Genomic DNA, 14,505 nt, shown 5'->3' with positions numbered 1-14,505 from the left:
AAAGGGTTAGTCTTTCACTTCCTCGTAATCCACGTATTCTCCACCTTCAAAACGCGACGTTCCTGAATTGGAAGGTTTTTTCTCTACCCTAATCTCCCCCTCGCGGCGTTGTTGGGCCGCTGGGGTATTTTTACGTTGTTCTTTGACCAACTGACGCCCCACCAACAGCCAAAACAAAAAGCGGCGGAACGCAGGGACAAAAGCCACCAACATAATGAAGATGAGTATGATATTAAAAAGTATTTTCATTGTTCTAGTTTTTTATTTATCCACAACAAAAACGCAGGAAGAAGGATTAAATTGGACAACATTCCCATTAACAAGGTAATAGAAACCAAAATTCCCAGCGCCACTGTGCCTTTAAACGTCGAAGCTGTAAAAATAGCAAATCCTACGAAGAGTATAATAGCCGTGTAAAACATACTGATTCCCGTAAACTGAATTGTTTGAGAAACGGCCTCGGCAACGGTTCGGCCTTTGTTACGAAATTCGTCTTTGTATTTGGTCAAAAAGTAAATCGTTCCATCGGACGAAAGCCCAAAAGCAATGCTAAAAATAAGCGTTGTTGAGGGTTTAAGGTGAATTCCTGCAAAACCCATAATGCCCGCCGTAATCACCAACGGAACCAAGCTAGGAATGATGGCAATCAAAATCATTCGCCAATTTCCAAACAAAACCACCATCAGTACCGAAATCAACCCAATGGCCAATAGCGTACTTTCGATGAGGTTTTGGAGCAAATAATCATTGCCTTTGGTAAACACGACACTGTTGCCCGTAATTTTTGCTTCGTATCGGTCTTCTTTGTCAACCCACGTCCCTGTCTCGGGGTTGATGTTAAAAATGCTGTCAATGCTGGGTTGAAGCAGGTCGTACAAGGCATCAATGCGTTTGGTGCCAATATCGGCCACCTGAAAACTCACCCGCGTATAACGGCGCGTCGTATCAATAAAACTTCCAAAATTAGCTTCCGTCCCTTTGGTTGCCCCCGTATATTCGGCCAACTTGTTCAACTCCAACGCCCCTGGAAGCACAAAATACTTGGGGTCTCCGCCACGATAGGCTTGATAAATAAACTTGATGGCTTCGACCAACGACAGCGGCTTGGTAAACTCAGGATGCGTCGCAAATTCTTTTTGCATCTGCCGTATTTTGGTCAACGTCTGCGGCGCAAATACCCTCCCAGGCCGCCCCGTGTCAATGCTTACTTCAAAAGGCATGACTCCGTGAAAATGGCGTTCAAAAAATTGTAAATCAGTCAAAATAGGGTCATTCTTGGGTAAGTCATCCACAATGAAGCCGATGGCGGTGATTCGACTTAGCCCATACGCCGATACTAACACCAAAACCCCCACTGTCAAGTAAATGAACCGACGGCGGTGTTTTACCAAATCATTGACTTGTTGAAGAAAACGGCTGATAAATTTTCCTTCCAAACGCGCAAGGTGCTTGGCGTTGGGAGCGGGAAGATAGCTGTACAAAATGGTAATTAACACCAAACAAATTACGTACATTGTCATCACACTCAGAGACGCTATCAATCCAAACTCTACCAGCAACTTACTGCCCGTCAAATAGAAAACCCCAAACCCAATGGAGGTAGTCATGTTGGCCCAAAAGGTGGTTTCTCCAATTTTCTCCGCCGCCGTTGCCAAAGCTTGCGACTTGTCTTTGGTTTTGCCAAACTCTTCGTGGTATTTGTTGGTCAAAAAAATGGAATTAGGCACCCCAATCACCACCATGAGCGAGGGAATCAGCCCTGTCAACAGCGAAATTTCGTACCCAAACAACACCATGTAGCCTACGCTACACACAACCCCCATCAGCACCACTCCCAAAGAAATCAGCATCACCCACCACGACCGAAAGAAAAACATCAAAATCAAGCCCGTTACCAGCACAGCTAAAATGGTAAACATGACAACTTCACGGCTTACTTTGGCCGAAAATTCGGTACGGATGTAAGGCAACCCCGACAAATGCACTTTTAAGGAATGCTTTTGCTCAAAGGCAGCCGTTGCTTTTAAAATCGCCTCCAACAATTCTCCTCGACTTTCATCATTGAGTTTGTGCTGGTCGAGGGTTACGGCCATCAAATGCGCCTTGCCGTCTTCGCTGACAATAAAGCCTTGGTAAAAAGGCAGTCGGTTGATTTTGAGCCGTATCGAGTCAACTTCCGACTGTAAACGGGGTTTTTGAACGACAATAGGGACAAAATCAAAGCGTTTCAGGCTATCGTTGCGCACAATTTCCCTCAAACTGGCGTTAGAAACTACCTCCTTCACCCCTTCAATTTTTTTGATTGTTTGATTGAGTTCGTACCAATCGCTAAATACTTCCCGCTGAAACATTTGGTCGGTTGCTACGCCCATCACAAGCACATTTCCATCTTCACCGTACCTTGCTTTGAATGCCTCGTAAAGCTGAAAATTTGGATCTGAGGCAGGTAAAATTTTGGCCAATTCGTAAGAAAGTCGAACTTTGGAGGCTTGAAACCCCATAAAACCTGTCAGCAGCACCACCAAACCCAGTAGTACCGTACGATTCTTTAGAATAAATTGGGAGGTGGCTTGCCAAAACACGTCAATAGGGGGTTAAAGTAAACGTCGAACAACCACAAATGTAAAGAATATCAACGGATGGCCGAAACACTTCATCTTCCGCAAACAACCGACCGCGCTCTTATTTATGAGCACCTTTATCCACAAATCGAAGCTCTTGTGGAAGGAGAAACTGACCTCATTGCCAACCTTGCCAATATTACGGCAGCACTCAAAGAAGCATTTCAATTTTTTTGGGTAGGTTTTTATCTCTCTAAAAACGGGCAACTGGTACTTGGGCCTTTCCAAGGCCCCATTGCTTGCACCCGCATCCAGTATCATCGGGGCGTGTGTGGTGCTTGTTATACCCGCCGCGAAACCATCATTGTACCCAACGTAGAAGAGTTTCCTGGGCACATTGCGTGCAGTTCGGCCTCAAAATCTGAAATTGTTCTACCCGTTTTTGATGCCAACAGCGAAGTAGCAATGGTGCTTGATGTTGACAGCGACCAGCTCAATGATTTTTCAGAAGTGGACGCCGAAGGCTTGGAGAAAATCACCGCGCTGATTGGCCGCCTTATGGCCGCTGCTGTGGTTTAAGCTCTTTGATTTCAAACTGAAGCGAAAGCTCGTTCATGCACTTAAAATGTCCTTTGGGGCAACGTTTATTGCCAATTTTAGAACACGGACGACAATCTAGTTGGCGGTTTTCCAGAATGACAAAGTTGGTTTGGTAAGGATACATCCCAAACTCGGGTACGGTATTTCCCCAAATCGAATACACTTTTTTCTTGAAAGCCGCCGCCACGTGCATCAGGCCCGTATCGTGACTAAAAACCAATTTCGATTGCTGCACCAGCGACGCCGACTGGTTGAAATTGCATTTGCCGCACGCATTATACACCCGTTCTTTTCCCAAGGCCCGCTCAATCGCTTCTCCATTTTCGGCATCTTCTTTTCCCCCCAATAACACAATCGGATAATTAATTTTTTGACAAAGCTCAATCATCCGTTCCAACGGTAGTTTTTTGGTTTCGTGTTGCCCGCCGATGGCATAGGCGACGTAGCCATGTTGGTGCGTGAGGGGCAGCCAATCGGGTTCAATGATGTCTTTGTAAGGAATAAAATAATCGAGCCCTCGGTCATCGTTGACGACCCCCAACTTTCGGACGGCATCAAGGTACCGATCGACGATGTGGACATTGGGCATGGCCTTCACCTTGAGGTTGACAAACAGCCATTTTTCCCAGTTTAACTTATTAAAACTATACGATTCGACTCCCAACGCCGTTTTTAATTGGAGGGTACGGAGGTTATTGTGCAAGTCGATGACCACATCAAACTTCTCTTGCCGTAGCTTCCCGATAAGCCCCCAAAGGCTTTCTTCTAACACGTGAATTTTGTCAATGTAGGGATTGTCGGCAATCAAAAACCGATATGAAGCCTTGGTCACGTAATGGAGTTCAATATCAGGACGTTGCGTTTTGAGGCATCGTACCACGGGCGTCGTCAGCACAATGTCACCAATGGAAGAAAACCGAATCACCAAGACTTTTAATGGCATGAACGTATAGGGTTCGTAGAAACTTGACTTTTACTACAAAACTAACTAATTTTACTAAAAAACAGCCTTCCGAATTATGTTAGATAAACTTTTTGACATCAAAAACGACCGCCGTTTGAGCGTCTATTTGTACCGTACAGGCTTTGGTTTGTGGCTTCTTTACATATTGTTGGGAGCAAGTTTTCTCCACGAATTTGTGGCGTACCGCATCCACTGCGCCGTTATGTGTGGGTTTTTCATGATTTTTGGCCTCTCCGCGTCCATGTATTACGACTACTACCACCACCACGAGGAATTTGAACAAAAGAAGAAGTGGCTCATTATCAGCTACCTCATCTTGTTTGGGTTGCTTTATTTCTTTGTTTTCAAAGACAAGGCTTTTTCGCTAAATCTGTTTTAAACATTATTTCATCACGTTGGTGATTTCATTGAGTTTTTCGAGCTTATCCTGAAAATCTCCTTTGAGTTTGTTTCTAATTTGTTGCAAGTTATCCAACGTTGCTTGCAGCGAATCGGGCAAAATCTCTTCTAACACCTCTCGAAAACGCTTGGCGAAGGTCGGCGATTTCCCATTAGTCGAAATCGCAATCTTTAAATCCCCTTTTTTCACGACCGAACTCAAGTAAAAATCACACAACTCGGGCGTATCGGCTACGTTGACCAAAATTTTACGGGCTTTGCAGTCTTGTTGTACTTGGTGATTGACCGCTTTGTCGTTGGTACCAACAATTACAATATCGCGACCTTCCAAAAAATGTGGTTCGTAACGGTCATAAATCAATTCAACGCTAGGGTGCGAAGCCGCCAATTCGTTAATTTCTTCGCGGATTTCGGGCGCAATGAGCGTTACTTGCGTTTGGGGAGAATTGGCCAACACGGCCGTTAGTTTTTCCAACCCCACGTACCCACCACCTACGATGAGTACGTGAAGTTGTTCAAGTTTCAAGAAAACAGGAAAAAGCGTATTCACGAGTTTGTTGTTTTAGGTTGCTCTTTTGCAACAACCTTTCCCTTTGATATTGTTCATTCGTTATTTAACTCTTGTCCAATTATCGGTACGTCCGATGAGCGACACGCCAATAAACCCTCTTACGTCGAGCTGATTAGCGCTCACCAATTTCATTTTACAACTGTACTCTTTTCCGTTTTCAGGGTCGTAGATTTTACCACCTTCCCACACGTTGTTGCCATCATAAGCAAAGTTGTTCAAATTAACCATGCCCAAGATAGGGCGCGATTTTTTTTGTGCGTCTGGGTTATTTTTATCCAACTTGGGTTTGCCTGTAGCTTCATCGTTGGGTTCTTTGAGCCAAATAATTTTACCAAAATACTTGTCACCTTGTTTATAGATTTGGACGTGTCCTTTTTTAGATCCCGTCAACCACGTTCCTAAACAAGCATCTGGATTTCCTTGCGCGAAGAGTTGAAGCGACAAAAATGTCATGAAAAGCACTACTTTTACTTGTTTCATTTCGAGTTTGGATTTTAGTTTGAATAACGAACGCAAGTTCTTCGGTTTTTATTACAGATACAACCACCGACTCAAAATATTGTTATACAAAGTTTTTGTAGTATTTTTTTATTTATGACTTCTGACATAAGCGCTATTTTTACCCAACTTGGGGGAGAATTTATTACGCCAGTTTCTGAATTGGCCGAAAAACTATCGTCGGTCAAAGCTTTTATTTTTGACTGGGACGGCGTCTTTAACGACGGCACCAAAAACGAACAAGGCAGCAGCAATTTCAGCGAAGTTGACTCCATGGGAACCAACCTCTTGCGTTTTGGCTGGTGGCTTTCGCAAGCGTCTATGCCTTACACGGCGGTCATTTCGGGGGAGCGAAATTTGTTGTCGTTTCAGCTTGTGCAGCGAGAACATTACCATGCCTGTTATTTTCGGATAAAACATAAAATCGAAGCACTCGAACATTTTATGAGCAGCCGAGGTCTGAAAGCCAGCGAAGTAGCTTTCTTTTTTGACGACGCCCTCGACTTGTCCATCGCCGAGCAGTGTGGCGTGCGAATTTTGATACGCCACAAAGGCAACCCACTTTTTCAGCAGTACGTCATCAAAAACAAGCTTGTTGATTACATCACAGCCCAAGACGGCGGAAACTTTGCCGTGCGCGAAGGTTGTGAGTTGCTGCTTGGCTTGCAGGGAGTCCACGACCAAACCATCGATGAGCGGTTGCGGTTTTATCCTCATTACAACAATTACCTCACCGAGCGACAAGCCATTCAAAGTCAGTTTTTCACCCTTGTCAACGGCCAATTTGAACCACAGTCCGTCTAACTTTCACAACGTTTTACCTAACTTTGTCAAAGTTTAGCACTCCGATAACGCGTAGCATGGATTTACAAAACAATAGACTCAAAACAGGAGATGGCGGGGTGATTGTCACCAGCGTCGAAGACTTGCTCAATTGGTCGCGGCTTTCGTCGCTTTGGCCGATGGGATTTGGATTGGCCTGTTGCGCCATCGAAATGATGGCCTCGTACGCGTCCAACTACGACTTGGAACGTTTCGGAATTTTTCCGCGGCCTTCGCCTCGCCAGTCGGACGTGATGATTGTGGCAGGCACCGTAACGTTCAAAATGGCCGACCGCATCCGACGCCTTTACGAGCAAATGCCTGAGCCTCGCTACGTGATTTCGATGGGAAGCTGCTCCAACTGTGGCGGACCTTATTGGGAGCATGGCTACCACGTCGTGAAAGGCGTAGATAGAATCATCCCCGTGGATGTGTATGTACCTGGCTGCCCACCACGCCCCGAGGCATTGATTGGTGGTTTTTTGAAACTACAGGAAAAAATTAGCAACGAACACCCGCTTGCACCTACGCTTTTGCTCGAAATAGAAAAAGAAAACGTGTAGCCTAATTGAGCCTTACCCTCATGACATTTTCAGAAATAACGCAGGTACTGACCGAACAGTTTGGGATAGATTCGTTTTCTGTCGTCAACCAAAAAGCCAACCAACCCATTGTGCAAATTCAGGCAAACCAGTTGTTCGAACTGTGTCAGTTTTTGGCCAACGACGAACGCCTGTTTTTTGATTATTTGGCTTGTGTTACGGGCATCGACAATGGCCCAGCCGCCAACACGATGGAAGTGATTTATCATTTGACGTCGATTCCGTATGAGCATAATTTAGCCATCAAAGTCACCGTTGAGCGCCCTGCTGATGGCACACCGCCCAAGGTACCTTCGGTCTCCTCCATTTGGCGAACGGCCGATTGGCACGAGCGGGAAACGTACGATTTGGTAGGAATTTTCTTTGAGAACCACCCCGACTTGCGGCGCATCTTACTTCCCAACGATTGGCATGGACACCCGCTTCGGAAGGACTACCAAGCGCAAGAATTCTATCATGGCATAAAAGTAATTTATTGATTATCAGGGCTTAAAAAAAACTTCTTGACATATTCAAAAAAAATACTATCCTTCGCAACATTTTCCAGCCCAAAAACGTTGGATTTTCACAATTCGACTGGATAATTAACCTATTTTAGAACCAATAAAAGGAAGAGAGTATGTATTGGACATTGGAACTAGCCTCCTATTTAGAAGACGCGCCTTGGCCCGCTACAAAAGATGAATTAATTGACTTTGCTATTCGCACAGGAGCACCGTTAGAAGTAGTCGAAAACCTTCAAGAACTTGAAGACGATGGCCAACCCTACGAAAGTATCGAGGAGATTTGGCCAGATTACCCTACCAAAGACGACTTCTTCTTCAACGAAGACGAATACTGATCGATTTCTCTGTAGTCTTCAGTTAAAGAGCGACTTTGCTGACCCTCTCTTTTGCCTTGTTTTAATAAGGCCGAAGAGAGGGTTTCCCTTTTTTCTATACCATTTATCAAAAAACTATGAAACAATCAATCAATCCTCGTTTTACGACCCTACTGTGCTTCATTCTTGTCCTTGCGTTGATTCGCATTATCAACGTAGCACAGCCCTCCGCCGTCGCCAACTTCACGCCCATTGGGGCCATGGGGCTATTTGCAGGTGCTTATTTTTCGCAGCGCGGAAAAGCCTTCTTTTTCCCTCTTCTGACCCTTTTTATTAGCGATATGGTCATCAATAACGTGATTTATGGCGGCCAATATGGTTTTATTTACGACGGCTGGTACTGGGTATATGGCATTTTCGCGTTGGTTGTCCTCCTTGGCAACGTACTTTTAAAAAAGGTAAGCCTCAAAAACATTGTCGTAGCCAGCATTGCAGCAGCCGTCACTCATTGGGTTTTATCTGATTTTACGGTCTGGTTAAGCGGCGGAACTGACATTCGCACACAGCTTCCCCTCAGTCGCGACTGGGCAGGGCTACAACAAGCATTGGCACAAGGTTTTCCTTTCATGCGCAATTTCCTAGCAGGTACGCTTGCCTACGGTGCGATTTTCTTTGGTGGCTTTGAATTACTCAAAGTTCGTTTTCCACAGTTATCGGTGGTTAAATGAAACACAAAACCCTCATAAACTGGTCGGGAGGCAAAGATTCTGCTTTGTCTCTTTATCACGTTTTGCAACACCCCACCATGGACGTAACGCAGCTACTGACGACCGTCAATGAGGCGTATGGGCGGGTGTCGATGCACGGTGTGCGCGAAGAACTTCTTGACCAACAAGCACAAGCCCTAGGGCTACCGCTCGTCAAGCTTCGACTGCCCGAAACCGTTTCGATGGAAGAATACCACCACCGCATGGCTGAGACATTAACGCCTTTGGTAGCATCGGGCATAACGCATTCGGTCTTTGGTGATATTTTTTTAGAAGACCTTCGGCAACACCGCGAAGAGCGACTGCGGCCCCTGGGACTGACGGGCGTTTTTCCCTTGTGGAAACGGGCTTCTCTCGAATTATTAAACGAATTTTGGGCAAACGGTTTTCAAACTATCGTCGTGAGTGTCAATGGCGATGTGCTCGACAAATCGTTTTGCGGACGGGTATTGGATGCCGATTTTGTCAAAGATTTACCTTCACACATCGACCCTTGCGGCGAAAATGGGGAGTTTCACACCTTTGTTTTTGACGCTCCCTATTTTTCAGAACCAATCCGTTTTCAAATCGGAGAAACGGTCGAAAAAACGTACCATTATACCACCGCCGAAGGCACCACCATCACGACTACTTATTTTTTTACCGACTTAGTTCCTCCAATGCCTATTCAGTAGCCAAGAAAAAACCTTATTTTTGTCTTCTGAAAGGTCTAATTTCACAAACAGACGAAGATTGTGCCAATAAAAAAGCCCACTACAGGAAAACTTTTGATTGCAGAACCCTTCTTAGGCGACTCCAATTTTGAGCGAAGTGTTGTGTTTATGTGCGAGCACAACGAGCAAGGTACGTTTGGGCTAGTCCTTAATCAAACCACCAATTTGAGTTTAAACGACGTTTTGCGCGAGCCCGTTGTCAACAACCTTCCGTTGTACTTAGGTGGGCCTGTCGAGCAAAACACCTTGCATTTTTTACACCAACTCCCGTTTATTGAAGACGCCATTCCAGTAGGCGAGAACTGTTTCTGGAGTGGTGATTTTGAACAAATTGTAAGCCTTCTCAACGTTGGCAAAATAACCGAGCAAGATATACGTTTTTTCATTGGGTATTCAGGCTGGTCGGGAGGGCAACTGGAGGAAGAAATCAACCAAAATGCGTGGATTGTGGCCGATGCCGATCCATCATTTTTATTTACCACTCCTTCCGAACAGCTGTGGAGAGCAGTTTTGAGACGAATGGGAGGCGAGTATAGGGTCAAATCACATTTTCCAACCGACCCTAGCTTGAATTAGATGACTATTTAATTAACTATCACAATGAATTTGAGACACAAATTATTACTTTTTTTCGCGTTTTTAACCTTCGGTGCTTCCGCCCAAACGCTCTATCTTAAACCACATTTTGGGGTAAAGGCAGGCTTGAACATTGCGCGAAGTACCTATTCTCCAAACTTTATTTACAGCCTCAAACGCCAATCACACCCTAATTTGGGCGTGTTTTTTCGTTATCGTACGCCCGATAGAAAATGGGTGTTCCAGCCCGAAGTACAGCTTTCTGTACGCGGAGGAACGTTCAAAGGTGAGTTTCAGGTAGTTCGGAATAACTTCAACTACGGAAGTTTTGTGCCAACGGTAGGCTATACCATCACCGAAGGTCTTACGTTGGAAGTAGCTCCCGAAATCAGCTACTTGCTTCACAACCCAAACACGATTGTTCCCCTTCGTAAAAATGAGTTTAGCTTAGGCTCTGGACTTCGCTTTGATTTTATGGACATGGCCGAAGACTTTAGCCTCAACCTTCGCTACGTACACGGTTTTACCAATATTTCGAGCACTTCTACCGAGTCGCTCTACAACCGCACGTTGCAAGTATCGGTCATCTATAACTTCTACAAGAAAAAGTAAGGGTTCTCAACACCTCTCAAAATAAAAATTTGGTTTTTTAAAACACGATTGTACTTTTGTGACATGAATCCAAACGTAAAAAATACAAGCTGGTGGTGGCGTTCTTCTTTTCCGAGATGAACAGATAGCACTATGCTCACTTTTTTACCCAAAAAAGCCCGCTGTTCATCAAACAGCGGGCTTTTTATTTTTATGCACCTCAATCTCAAATGATACATGACAACCACCGACACTACCTTCAAAATCAGTACCCAAAGCAGAAAATTGCTAGGTGACATGCTTACGCCCGTGGGCGTTTATCTCAAACTTCGCGATAAGTTTCCTTATACCGTAATGCTCGAAAGTGCCGAGTACCACGGCATGGAACACGGCTTTAGCGTCATCGCTTGCGACCCCGTTGCTTCTTTTGTTATCGACGAAGACGTTGTCACTCAAACCTTTCCTGATGGCAGTGAAGAAACGTTCCGCTTGCCTTATCGCAAACAGGCCATGCAGACGTTGCATGATTTTATTCACCGCTTCGACGCCCCTAAAAACGAGCACCCTTTCATCAACGGAGGCTTGTTTGGGCATATTACGTACGATTCGGTTGAGTATTTTGAAGACATTGAGATTCAAGAAAAAACCCCTGACAATGCCATTCCGCAGATGGTGTATCGGGTGTACCGGTTTGTGATTGCCTTCAACCACTTCAAAGACGAAGTATATCTTTTTGAACACGATTATGGCGTAACGCGCGACGACGCGAATCATAGCAAGTCGATGGGTATGGACTTAGACTCGCTCGAAATGATTGTAAAAGCGCCTAAAATGGCTACTTTCCGCTTTAAAGCCCAAGAAAGTGAGCAGAGCAACGTAACCGACCCCGAAATGGAGGGTATCATCCAACAATGCATCAACCACTGCTTGCGCGGCGACGTTTTTCAGATTGTTCCGTCGAGAAGATTCAGCAAAAAATTTGAAGGTGACGAGTTCAACGTTTACCGTGCTTTGCGTTCGGTTAACCCTTCACCCTACTTGTTTTTCTTCGACTTTGGCGGCTACAAAGTATTTGGTTCGTCGCCCGAGAAACAAATTTTTATCAAAAACGGCCACGCCGAAATCCACCCCATCGCAGGTACTTTCCGCCGCACAGGCGACGACGAAAAAGACGCCGAACTAGCCCGCCAACTCGCCGCTGACCCCAAAGAAACGGCCGAACACGTGATGCTCGTTGACCTTGCCCGTAATGATTTGAGCCGTAGCTGCGACGTAGTAAAAGTAGAAACCTACAAAGAAGCTCAGTTTTTCTCGCACGTTATCCACCTTGTTTCAAAAGTAACGGGCAAGATGAGTGAAGGGGTAAATCCGCTTCAACTTGTGGCTGATACATTCCCCGCAGGAACGCTTTCGGGAGCACCCAAACACAACGCCATGACCATCATCAATCGCCTCGAACGTACCAATCGTAGCATTTATGGCGGTGCACTTGGGCATATTAGTTTCAACGGAGACTTCAACCACTGCATTACGATTCGTACATTTTTGAGTAAAAACAATACGTTGTTTTACCAAGCTGGCATGGGAGTTGTAGCCAAGTCAAATATTGCCTCTGAAATGCAAGAAGTGAACAACAAGCTAGCCGCCTTGAGAAAGGCAATTGAGTTTGCTAATGAATTGTAAGAAAGCTTAATGTAACTTTTTTACAAAGTTTAACTATCTTTGTTTCATTTCTTACGTATATATTTTGTAGAATCAAAATAACAACGAGAATGTGTAACTGTTTACGATTTATGAGGGGTTTATTGGTTTTGTTGGCGGTACTTTGCACTCAACTTTCGTTTGGGCAGGGCTTTGTTGACCTAACGTCGGAATCAGAAACCACCAAATGGCTTCCCGACGGGTCGTTGTCACATACTTTTACGAACTTAGGTACACCTGCCGTAACCGTAACAGCCAACATTCAAGGGTCAACCAACCGTTTTAACAATAACACCCCACGCACTGACTCGCGGGGACTGTGGTTGAGTATGAACCTCGGAAGCCGTACGCAGGTCGTTACGATTTCGTTCACTTTTAGCGACCCTGTCACAAATTTATCGTTTGCTTTATTGGGAATTGACCGCGAGTTGAGCTTTAGTAATTACCAAGATCGCGTGGCAATTGAAGCGTACGATGACAAAAATGCGGGCATTTTACCCACGATTACTTATAACCCCAATACTGCCTTTTTGTCTAACGGGACAGCCCCACACATTAAAGTATTATCTGGTTTCAATACCGACCCCTTAGATACGACCCGCGCAACGGTCAATTTTCGTAATAGCGGCGTAAAACGCTTTACGCTCACTTACGGCAGTGGAAGTGACGCAAGAAATGGTTCGCTTAGTACCCAAAGTATTTTCTTGTCAAGTCTATCGTGGTCAAATATTGTCCCTGTTCAATTGATGTATTTTCGGGGAAAAGCAGAAGCTGAACGGGTACGACTTTCGTGGGCAACGGCGCTTGAAATCAACAGTAGCCATTTTAACGTGGAGCGAAGTACCGATTTAAAAGAATTTGCTACGATTGGGAAACTTACCTCCGCAGGCGACTCTCGTCAAGTTATAAATTACAGCTTTTTGGATGAAGCTCCGCTCCCTGGCGTCAATTATTACCGACTCAAACAGGTGGACAAAGACGGCACGTCGGATTATTCAAAAATTATAGCTGTTAGCCCTCAAACCGAGGCAACGCAGTTTGTCATTTATCCAAACCCATCGGACGGGAGCAGTGTCCGCCTACAGTTTGATAATCTTGAGCTTGACCGTTTGCGACTGATAACGATGTTGGGACAAGAAATTCCGTTTGAAATTCAGGCAACTTCTAACAATAGCCTTACGATTCGCCCCCATAAAATTCTGGAGAATGGGCTTTATTTTATGACGTACCAAACGCCTGACCGAGGCCGCGTTTCTCAAAAACTATGGGTTACTCGCTAGCTAACCTCTCGAAAGTTTTAAACTTTCGAGAGGTTTTTGTTTTGAACTTTCGAGAGGTTGTGTTCCTTTTACATAAACTCCCGCTGAATTTCATCCTTGACAAACTTGAGCGCCAATGCCGTTGGGTTTCGGTTTTCTTGAACGATTTTTTCAAAAATCTTTTTCGATAAATCAATCGGCGCGGCGTCTGGTTTTACTTCTGCGGCGGCTTGGTTAATGAGCGTGATTACTTCTTGTTGCGCCGAACGCACGTGCTCCCACGCATCATTACTCATATAAACCTGTTGCGATAGGTTATGGTTAAATTCTTCCCGAACTTCGTGCAAAAGAATTTGTTGAAATTCAATGGCTTGCGTAGCTACTCCGTTGGTGCGAATGAGTAGGTTATTGGGCGTAATTCGCTCCAAAAACAAACACATTCGTTCGTATGCTTGCAAACGAATCGGCAACGCAATTTCTACGTTTTTACGCTGTAACTCTACTTCTTTTTCGGTCAATTGCTTTTTCAAAAATGCCGTTACAGTTAGGTACATGGCATACAGTACCAATGCCGATGGAAGAATAATTTTCAATAAGTCGGTGACGATTTCCATTGATTTGTTGTTTGATTACCTACACAAGGTTTATTCCCGCAAAGAACGCAAAGTATCATCAAAATAGTGCGTCGGGTAGCGACAAACGTACAAAACAACATGGCAAACGCTCAACCTATTCGGATTTCAGAGACAGCAAAACGCGAAATTATTGACACCCTTACGGCCAATAAAATACCTGACAGCTACGGTCTGCGCGTTGGAATGAAAGGTGGCGGGTGCGTTGGGCAGTTTTTATTAGGATTTGATACGCCTACCGAACACGACCAAGTGTATGACATTGACGCCATCAAAGTAATCATCGACAAACGCCACTTAATGTATGTCATAGGCACGGAAGTCGATTTTGAAGAAACTGACAATGGGGCAGGCTTTACGGTCGTAAAATAATTAGCTGACAGCGAGATAGTTATTAATACTTCTTGATAAAAGTAACTTTTGGCACGA

At 44.8% G+C, this 14,505-nt stretch carries 19 protein-coding genes; 13 read left to right on the top strand and 6 right to left on the bottom strand.

Annotated features, from left to right (window positions below; translation table 11 throughout):
* Positions 1–6 precede the first annotated feature (6 nt).
* Together AC23N5_RS16170 and AC23N5_RS16165 are read right to left on the bottom strand one after the other, a co-directional pair.
* The gene (locus tag AC23N5_RS16170) at positions 7–249 is read right to left on the bottom strand and encodes a DUF4834 domain-containing protein (protein ID WP_183978892.1); all 243 of its coding nucleotides are present in this window, start codon (positions 247–249) and stop codon (positions 7–9) included.
* Complete coding sequence (locus tag AC23N5_RS16165; RefSeq protein ID WP_487756372.1) at positions 246–2,582, bottom strand: efflux RND transporter permease subunit; 2,337 nt, start codon at positions 2,580–2,582, stop codon at positions 246–248. Before AC23N5_RS16165 ends, AC23N5_RS16170 begins: the two co-directional genes overlap by 4 nt.
* A 57-nt stretch (positions 2,583–2,639) precedes the next feature.
* On the opposite strand from AC23N5_RS16165, the gene AC23N5_RS16160 reads away from it, so the two are divergent.
* Positions 2,640–3,140, top strand: a complete 501-nt coding sequence (locus tag AC23N5_RS16160) for a GAF domain-containing protein (protein ID WP_487756371.1) — start codon at positions 2,640–2,642, stop codon at positions 3,138–3,140.
* On the opposite strand, the gene AC23N5_RS16155 is transcribed toward AC23N5_RS16160, so the two are convergent.
* Positions 3,118–4,104 (bottom strand): glycosyltransferase family 9 protein, encoded by a 987-nt coding sequence (locus AC23N5_RS16155; protein WP_183978888.1) that lies wholly within the window; start codon positions 4,102–4,104, stop codon positions 3,118–3,120. The genes AC23N5_RS16160 and AC23N5_RS16155 overlap by 23 nt on opposite strands.
* A gap of 76 nt (positions 4,105–4,180) precedes the next feature.
* On the opposite strand from AC23N5_RS16155, the gene AC23N5_RS16150 reads away from it, so the two are divergent.
* Positions 4,181–4,504: a hypothetical protein gene (locus tag AC23N5_RS16150; protein WP_183978887.1), complete on the top strand. Its 324-nt coding sequence runs from the start codon at positions 4,181–4,183 to the stop codon at positions 4,502–4,504.
* 3 nt (positions 4,505–4,507) lie between these two features.
* Here AC23N5_RS16150 and AC23N5_RS16145 read toward each other — a convergent pair whose 3' ends face one another.
* Positions 4,508–5,074, bottom strand: a complete 567-nt coding sequence (locus AC23N5_RS16145; RefSeq protein WP_183978885.1) for a precorrin-2 dehydrogenase/sirohydrochlorin ferrochelatase family protein — start codon at positions 5,072–5,074, stop codon at positions 4,508–4,510.
* Positions 5,075–5,134: 60 nt separating this feature from the next.
* Positions 5,135–5,575 (bottom strand): DUF2147 domain-containing protein, encoded by a 441-nt coding sequence (locus AC23N5_RS16140; RefSeq protein ID WP_183978883.1) that lies wholly within the window; start codon positions 5,573–5,575, stop codon positions 5,135–5,137.
* A 114-nt stretch (positions 5,576–5,689) separates the two neighbouring features.
* On the opposite strand from AC23N5_RS16140, the gene AC23N5_RS16135 reads away from it, so the two are divergent.
* From AC23N5_RS16135 to AC23N5_RS16090, 10 genes are all read left to right on the top strand, one after another.
* On the top strand, positions 5,690–6,397 hold the full coding sequence (locus AC23N5_RS16135; protein ID WP_487756370.1) for a phosphatase: 708 nt from the start codon (positions 5,690–5,692) through the stop codon (positions 6,395–6,397).
* A gap of 56 nt (positions 6,398–6,453) precedes the next feature.
* Entirely contained in the window at positions 6,454–6,978 is a 525-nt protein-coding gene (nuoB, locus tag AC23N5_RS16130; protein WP_028522406.1) for an NADH-quinone oxidoreductase subunit NuoB, read from the top strand.
* Between the two features lie 20 nt (positions 6,979–6,998).
* Positions 6,999–7,496, top strand: a complete 498-nt coding sequence (locus AC23N5_RS16125) for an NADH-quinone oxidoreductase subunit C (protein ID WP_487756369.1) — start codon at positions 6,999–7,001, stop codon at positions 7,494–7,496.
* Between the two features lie 140 nt (positions 7,497–7,636).
* A complete protein-coding gene (locus AC23N5_RS16120) occupies positions 7,637–7,858 on the top strand; it encodes a DUF2795 domain-containing protein (RefSeq protein ID WP_013927448.1) in 222 nt (73 codons plus the stop codon).
* Between the two features lie 116 nt (positions 7,859–7,974).
* Positions 7,975–8,565 carry a DUF6580 family putative transport protein gene (locus AC23N5_RS16115; protein ID WP_487756368.1) on the top strand — a complete coding sequence of 197 codons (591 nt, stop codon included), beginning with the start codon at positions 7,975–7,977 and terminating at the stop codon, positions 8,563–8,565.
* The gene (locus AC23N5_RS16110; protein WP_487756367.1) at positions 8,562–9,278 is read left to right on the top strand and encodes a Dph6-related ATP pyrophosphatase; all 717 of its coding nucleotides are present in this window, start codon (positions 8,562–8,564) and stop codon (positions 9,276–9,278) included. Before AC23N5_RS16115 ends, AC23N5_RS16110 begins: the two co-directional genes overlap by 4 nt.
* A 60-nt stretch (positions 9,279–9,338) precedes the next feature.
* Positions 9,339–9,893, top strand: a complete 555-nt coding sequence (locus tag AC23N5_RS16105; protein WP_487756366.1) for a YqgE/AlgH family protein — start codon at positions 9,339–9,341, stop codon at positions 9,891–9,893.
* A gap of 24 nt (positions 9,894–9,917) precedes the next feature.
* The gene (locus AC23N5_RS16100; RefSeq protein WP_487756365.1) at positions 9,918–10,505 is read left to right on the top strand and encodes an outer membrane beta-barrel protein; all 588 of its coding nucleotides are present in this window, start codon (positions 9,918–9,920) and stop codon (positions 10,503–10,505) included.
* A gap of 216 nt (positions 10,506–10,721) precedes the next feature.
* Positions 10,722–12,167 carry an anthranilate synthase component I family protein gene (locus AC23N5_RS16095; protein ID WP_183978871.1) on the top strand — a complete coding sequence of 482 codons (1,446 nt, stop codon included), beginning with the start codon at positions 10,722–10,724 and terminating at the stop codon, positions 12,165–12,167.
* A 110-nt stretch (positions 12,168–12,277) separates the two neighbouring features.
* On the top strand, positions 12,278–13,465 hold the full coding sequence (locus tag AC23N5_RS16090) for a T9SS type A sorting domain-containing protein (protein WP_183978869.1): 1,188 nt from the start codon (positions 12,278–12,280) through the stop codon (positions 13,463–13,465).
* A gap of 68 nt (positions 13,466–13,533) precedes the next feature.
* On the opposite strand, the gene AC23N5_RS16085 is transcribed toward AC23N5_RS16090, so the two are convergent.
* Positions 13,534–14,058, bottom strand: coding sequence for a DUF7935 family protein (locus AC23N5_RS16085; protein ID WP_183978867.1), 525 nt, complete (start codon positions 14,056–14,058; stop codon positions 13,534–13,536).
* Between the two features lie 99 nt (positions 14,059–14,157).
* On the opposite strand from AC23N5_RS16085, the gene AC23N5_RS16080 reads away from it, so the two are divergent.
* Complete coding sequence (locus tag AC23N5_RS16080) at positions 14,158–14,448, top strand: HesB/IscA family protein (protein ID WP_122934537.1); 291 nt, start codon at positions 14,158–14,160, stop codon at positions 14,446–14,448.
* Positions 14,449–14,505: the final 57 nt, after the last annotated feature.

The sequence above is a fragment of the Runella sp. R5_40 genome, assembly GCF_057652295.1.
This window is presented reverse-complemented; position numbering and strand designations above follow the sequence as displayed.

Excerpts from the sequence above, each read along its gene's own strand:
- AC23N5_RS16170 (WP_183978892.1), bottom strand. The coding sequence starts at position 249 with ATGAAAATACTTTTTAATATCATACTCATCTTCATTATGTTGGTGGCT.
- AC23N5_RS16160 (WP_487756371.1), top strand. The coding sequence starts at position 2,640 with ATGGCCGAAACACTTCATCTTCCGCAAACAACCGACCGCGCTCTTATT.
- AC23N5_RS16155 (WP_183978888.1), bottom strand. The coding sequence starts at position 4,104 with ATGCCATTAAAAGTCTTGGTGATTCGGTTTTCTTCCATTGGTGACATT.
- AC23N5_RS16150 (WP_183978887.1), top strand. The coding sequence starts at position 4,181 with ATGTTAGATAAACTTTTTGACATCAAAAACGACCGCCGTTTGAGCGTC.
- AC23N5_RS16140 (WP_183978883.1), bottom strand. The coding sequence starts at position 5,575 with ATGAAACAAGTAAAAGTAGTGCTTTTCATGACATTTTTGTCGCTTCAA.
- AC23N5_RS16135 (WP_487756370.1), top strand. The coding sequence starts at position 5,690 with ATGACTTCTGACATAAGCGCTATTTTTACCCAACTTGGGGGAGAATTT.
- nuoB (WP_028522406.1), top strand. The coding sequence starts at position 6,454 with ATGGATTTACAAAACAATAGACTCAAAACAGGAGATGGCGGGGTGATT.
- AC23N5_RS16125 (WP_487756369.1), top strand. The coding sequence starts at position 6,999 with ATGACATTTTCAGAAATAACGCAGGTACTGACCGAACAGTTTGGGATA.
- AC23N5_RS16120 (WP_013927448.1), top strand. The coding sequence starts at position 7,637 with ATGTATTGGACATTGGAACTAGCCTCCTATTTAGAAGACGCGCCTTGG.
- AC23N5_RS16115 (WP_487756368.1), top strand. The coding sequence starts at position 7,975 with ATGAAACAATCAATCAATCCTCGTTTTACGACCCTACTGTGCTTCATT.
- AC23N5_RS16110 (WP_487756367.1), top strand. The coding sequence starts at position 8,562 with ATGAAACACAAAACCCTCATAAACTGGTCGGGAGGCAAAGATTCTGCT.
- AC23N5_RS16100 (WP_487756365.1), top strand. The coding sequence starts at position 9,918 with ATGAATTTGAGACACAAATTATTACTTTTTTTCGCGTTTTTAACCTTC.
- AC23N5_RS16095 (WP_183978871.1), top strand. The coding sequence starts at position 10,722 with ATGACAACCACCGACACTACCTTCAAAATCAGTACCCAAAGCAGAAAA.
- AC23N5_RS16090 (WP_183978869.1), top strand. The coding sequence starts at position 12,278 with ATGAGGGGTTTATTGGTTTTGTTGGCGGTACTTTGCACTCAACTTTCG.
- AC23N5_RS16085 (WP_183978867.1), bottom strand. The coding sequence starts at position 14,058 with ATGGAAATCGTCACCGACTTATTGAAAATTATTCTTCCATCGGCATTG.
- AC23N5_RS16080 (WP_122934537.1), top strand. The coding sequence starts at position 14,158 with ATGGCAAACGCTCAACCTATTCGGATTTCAGAGACAGCAAAACGCGAA.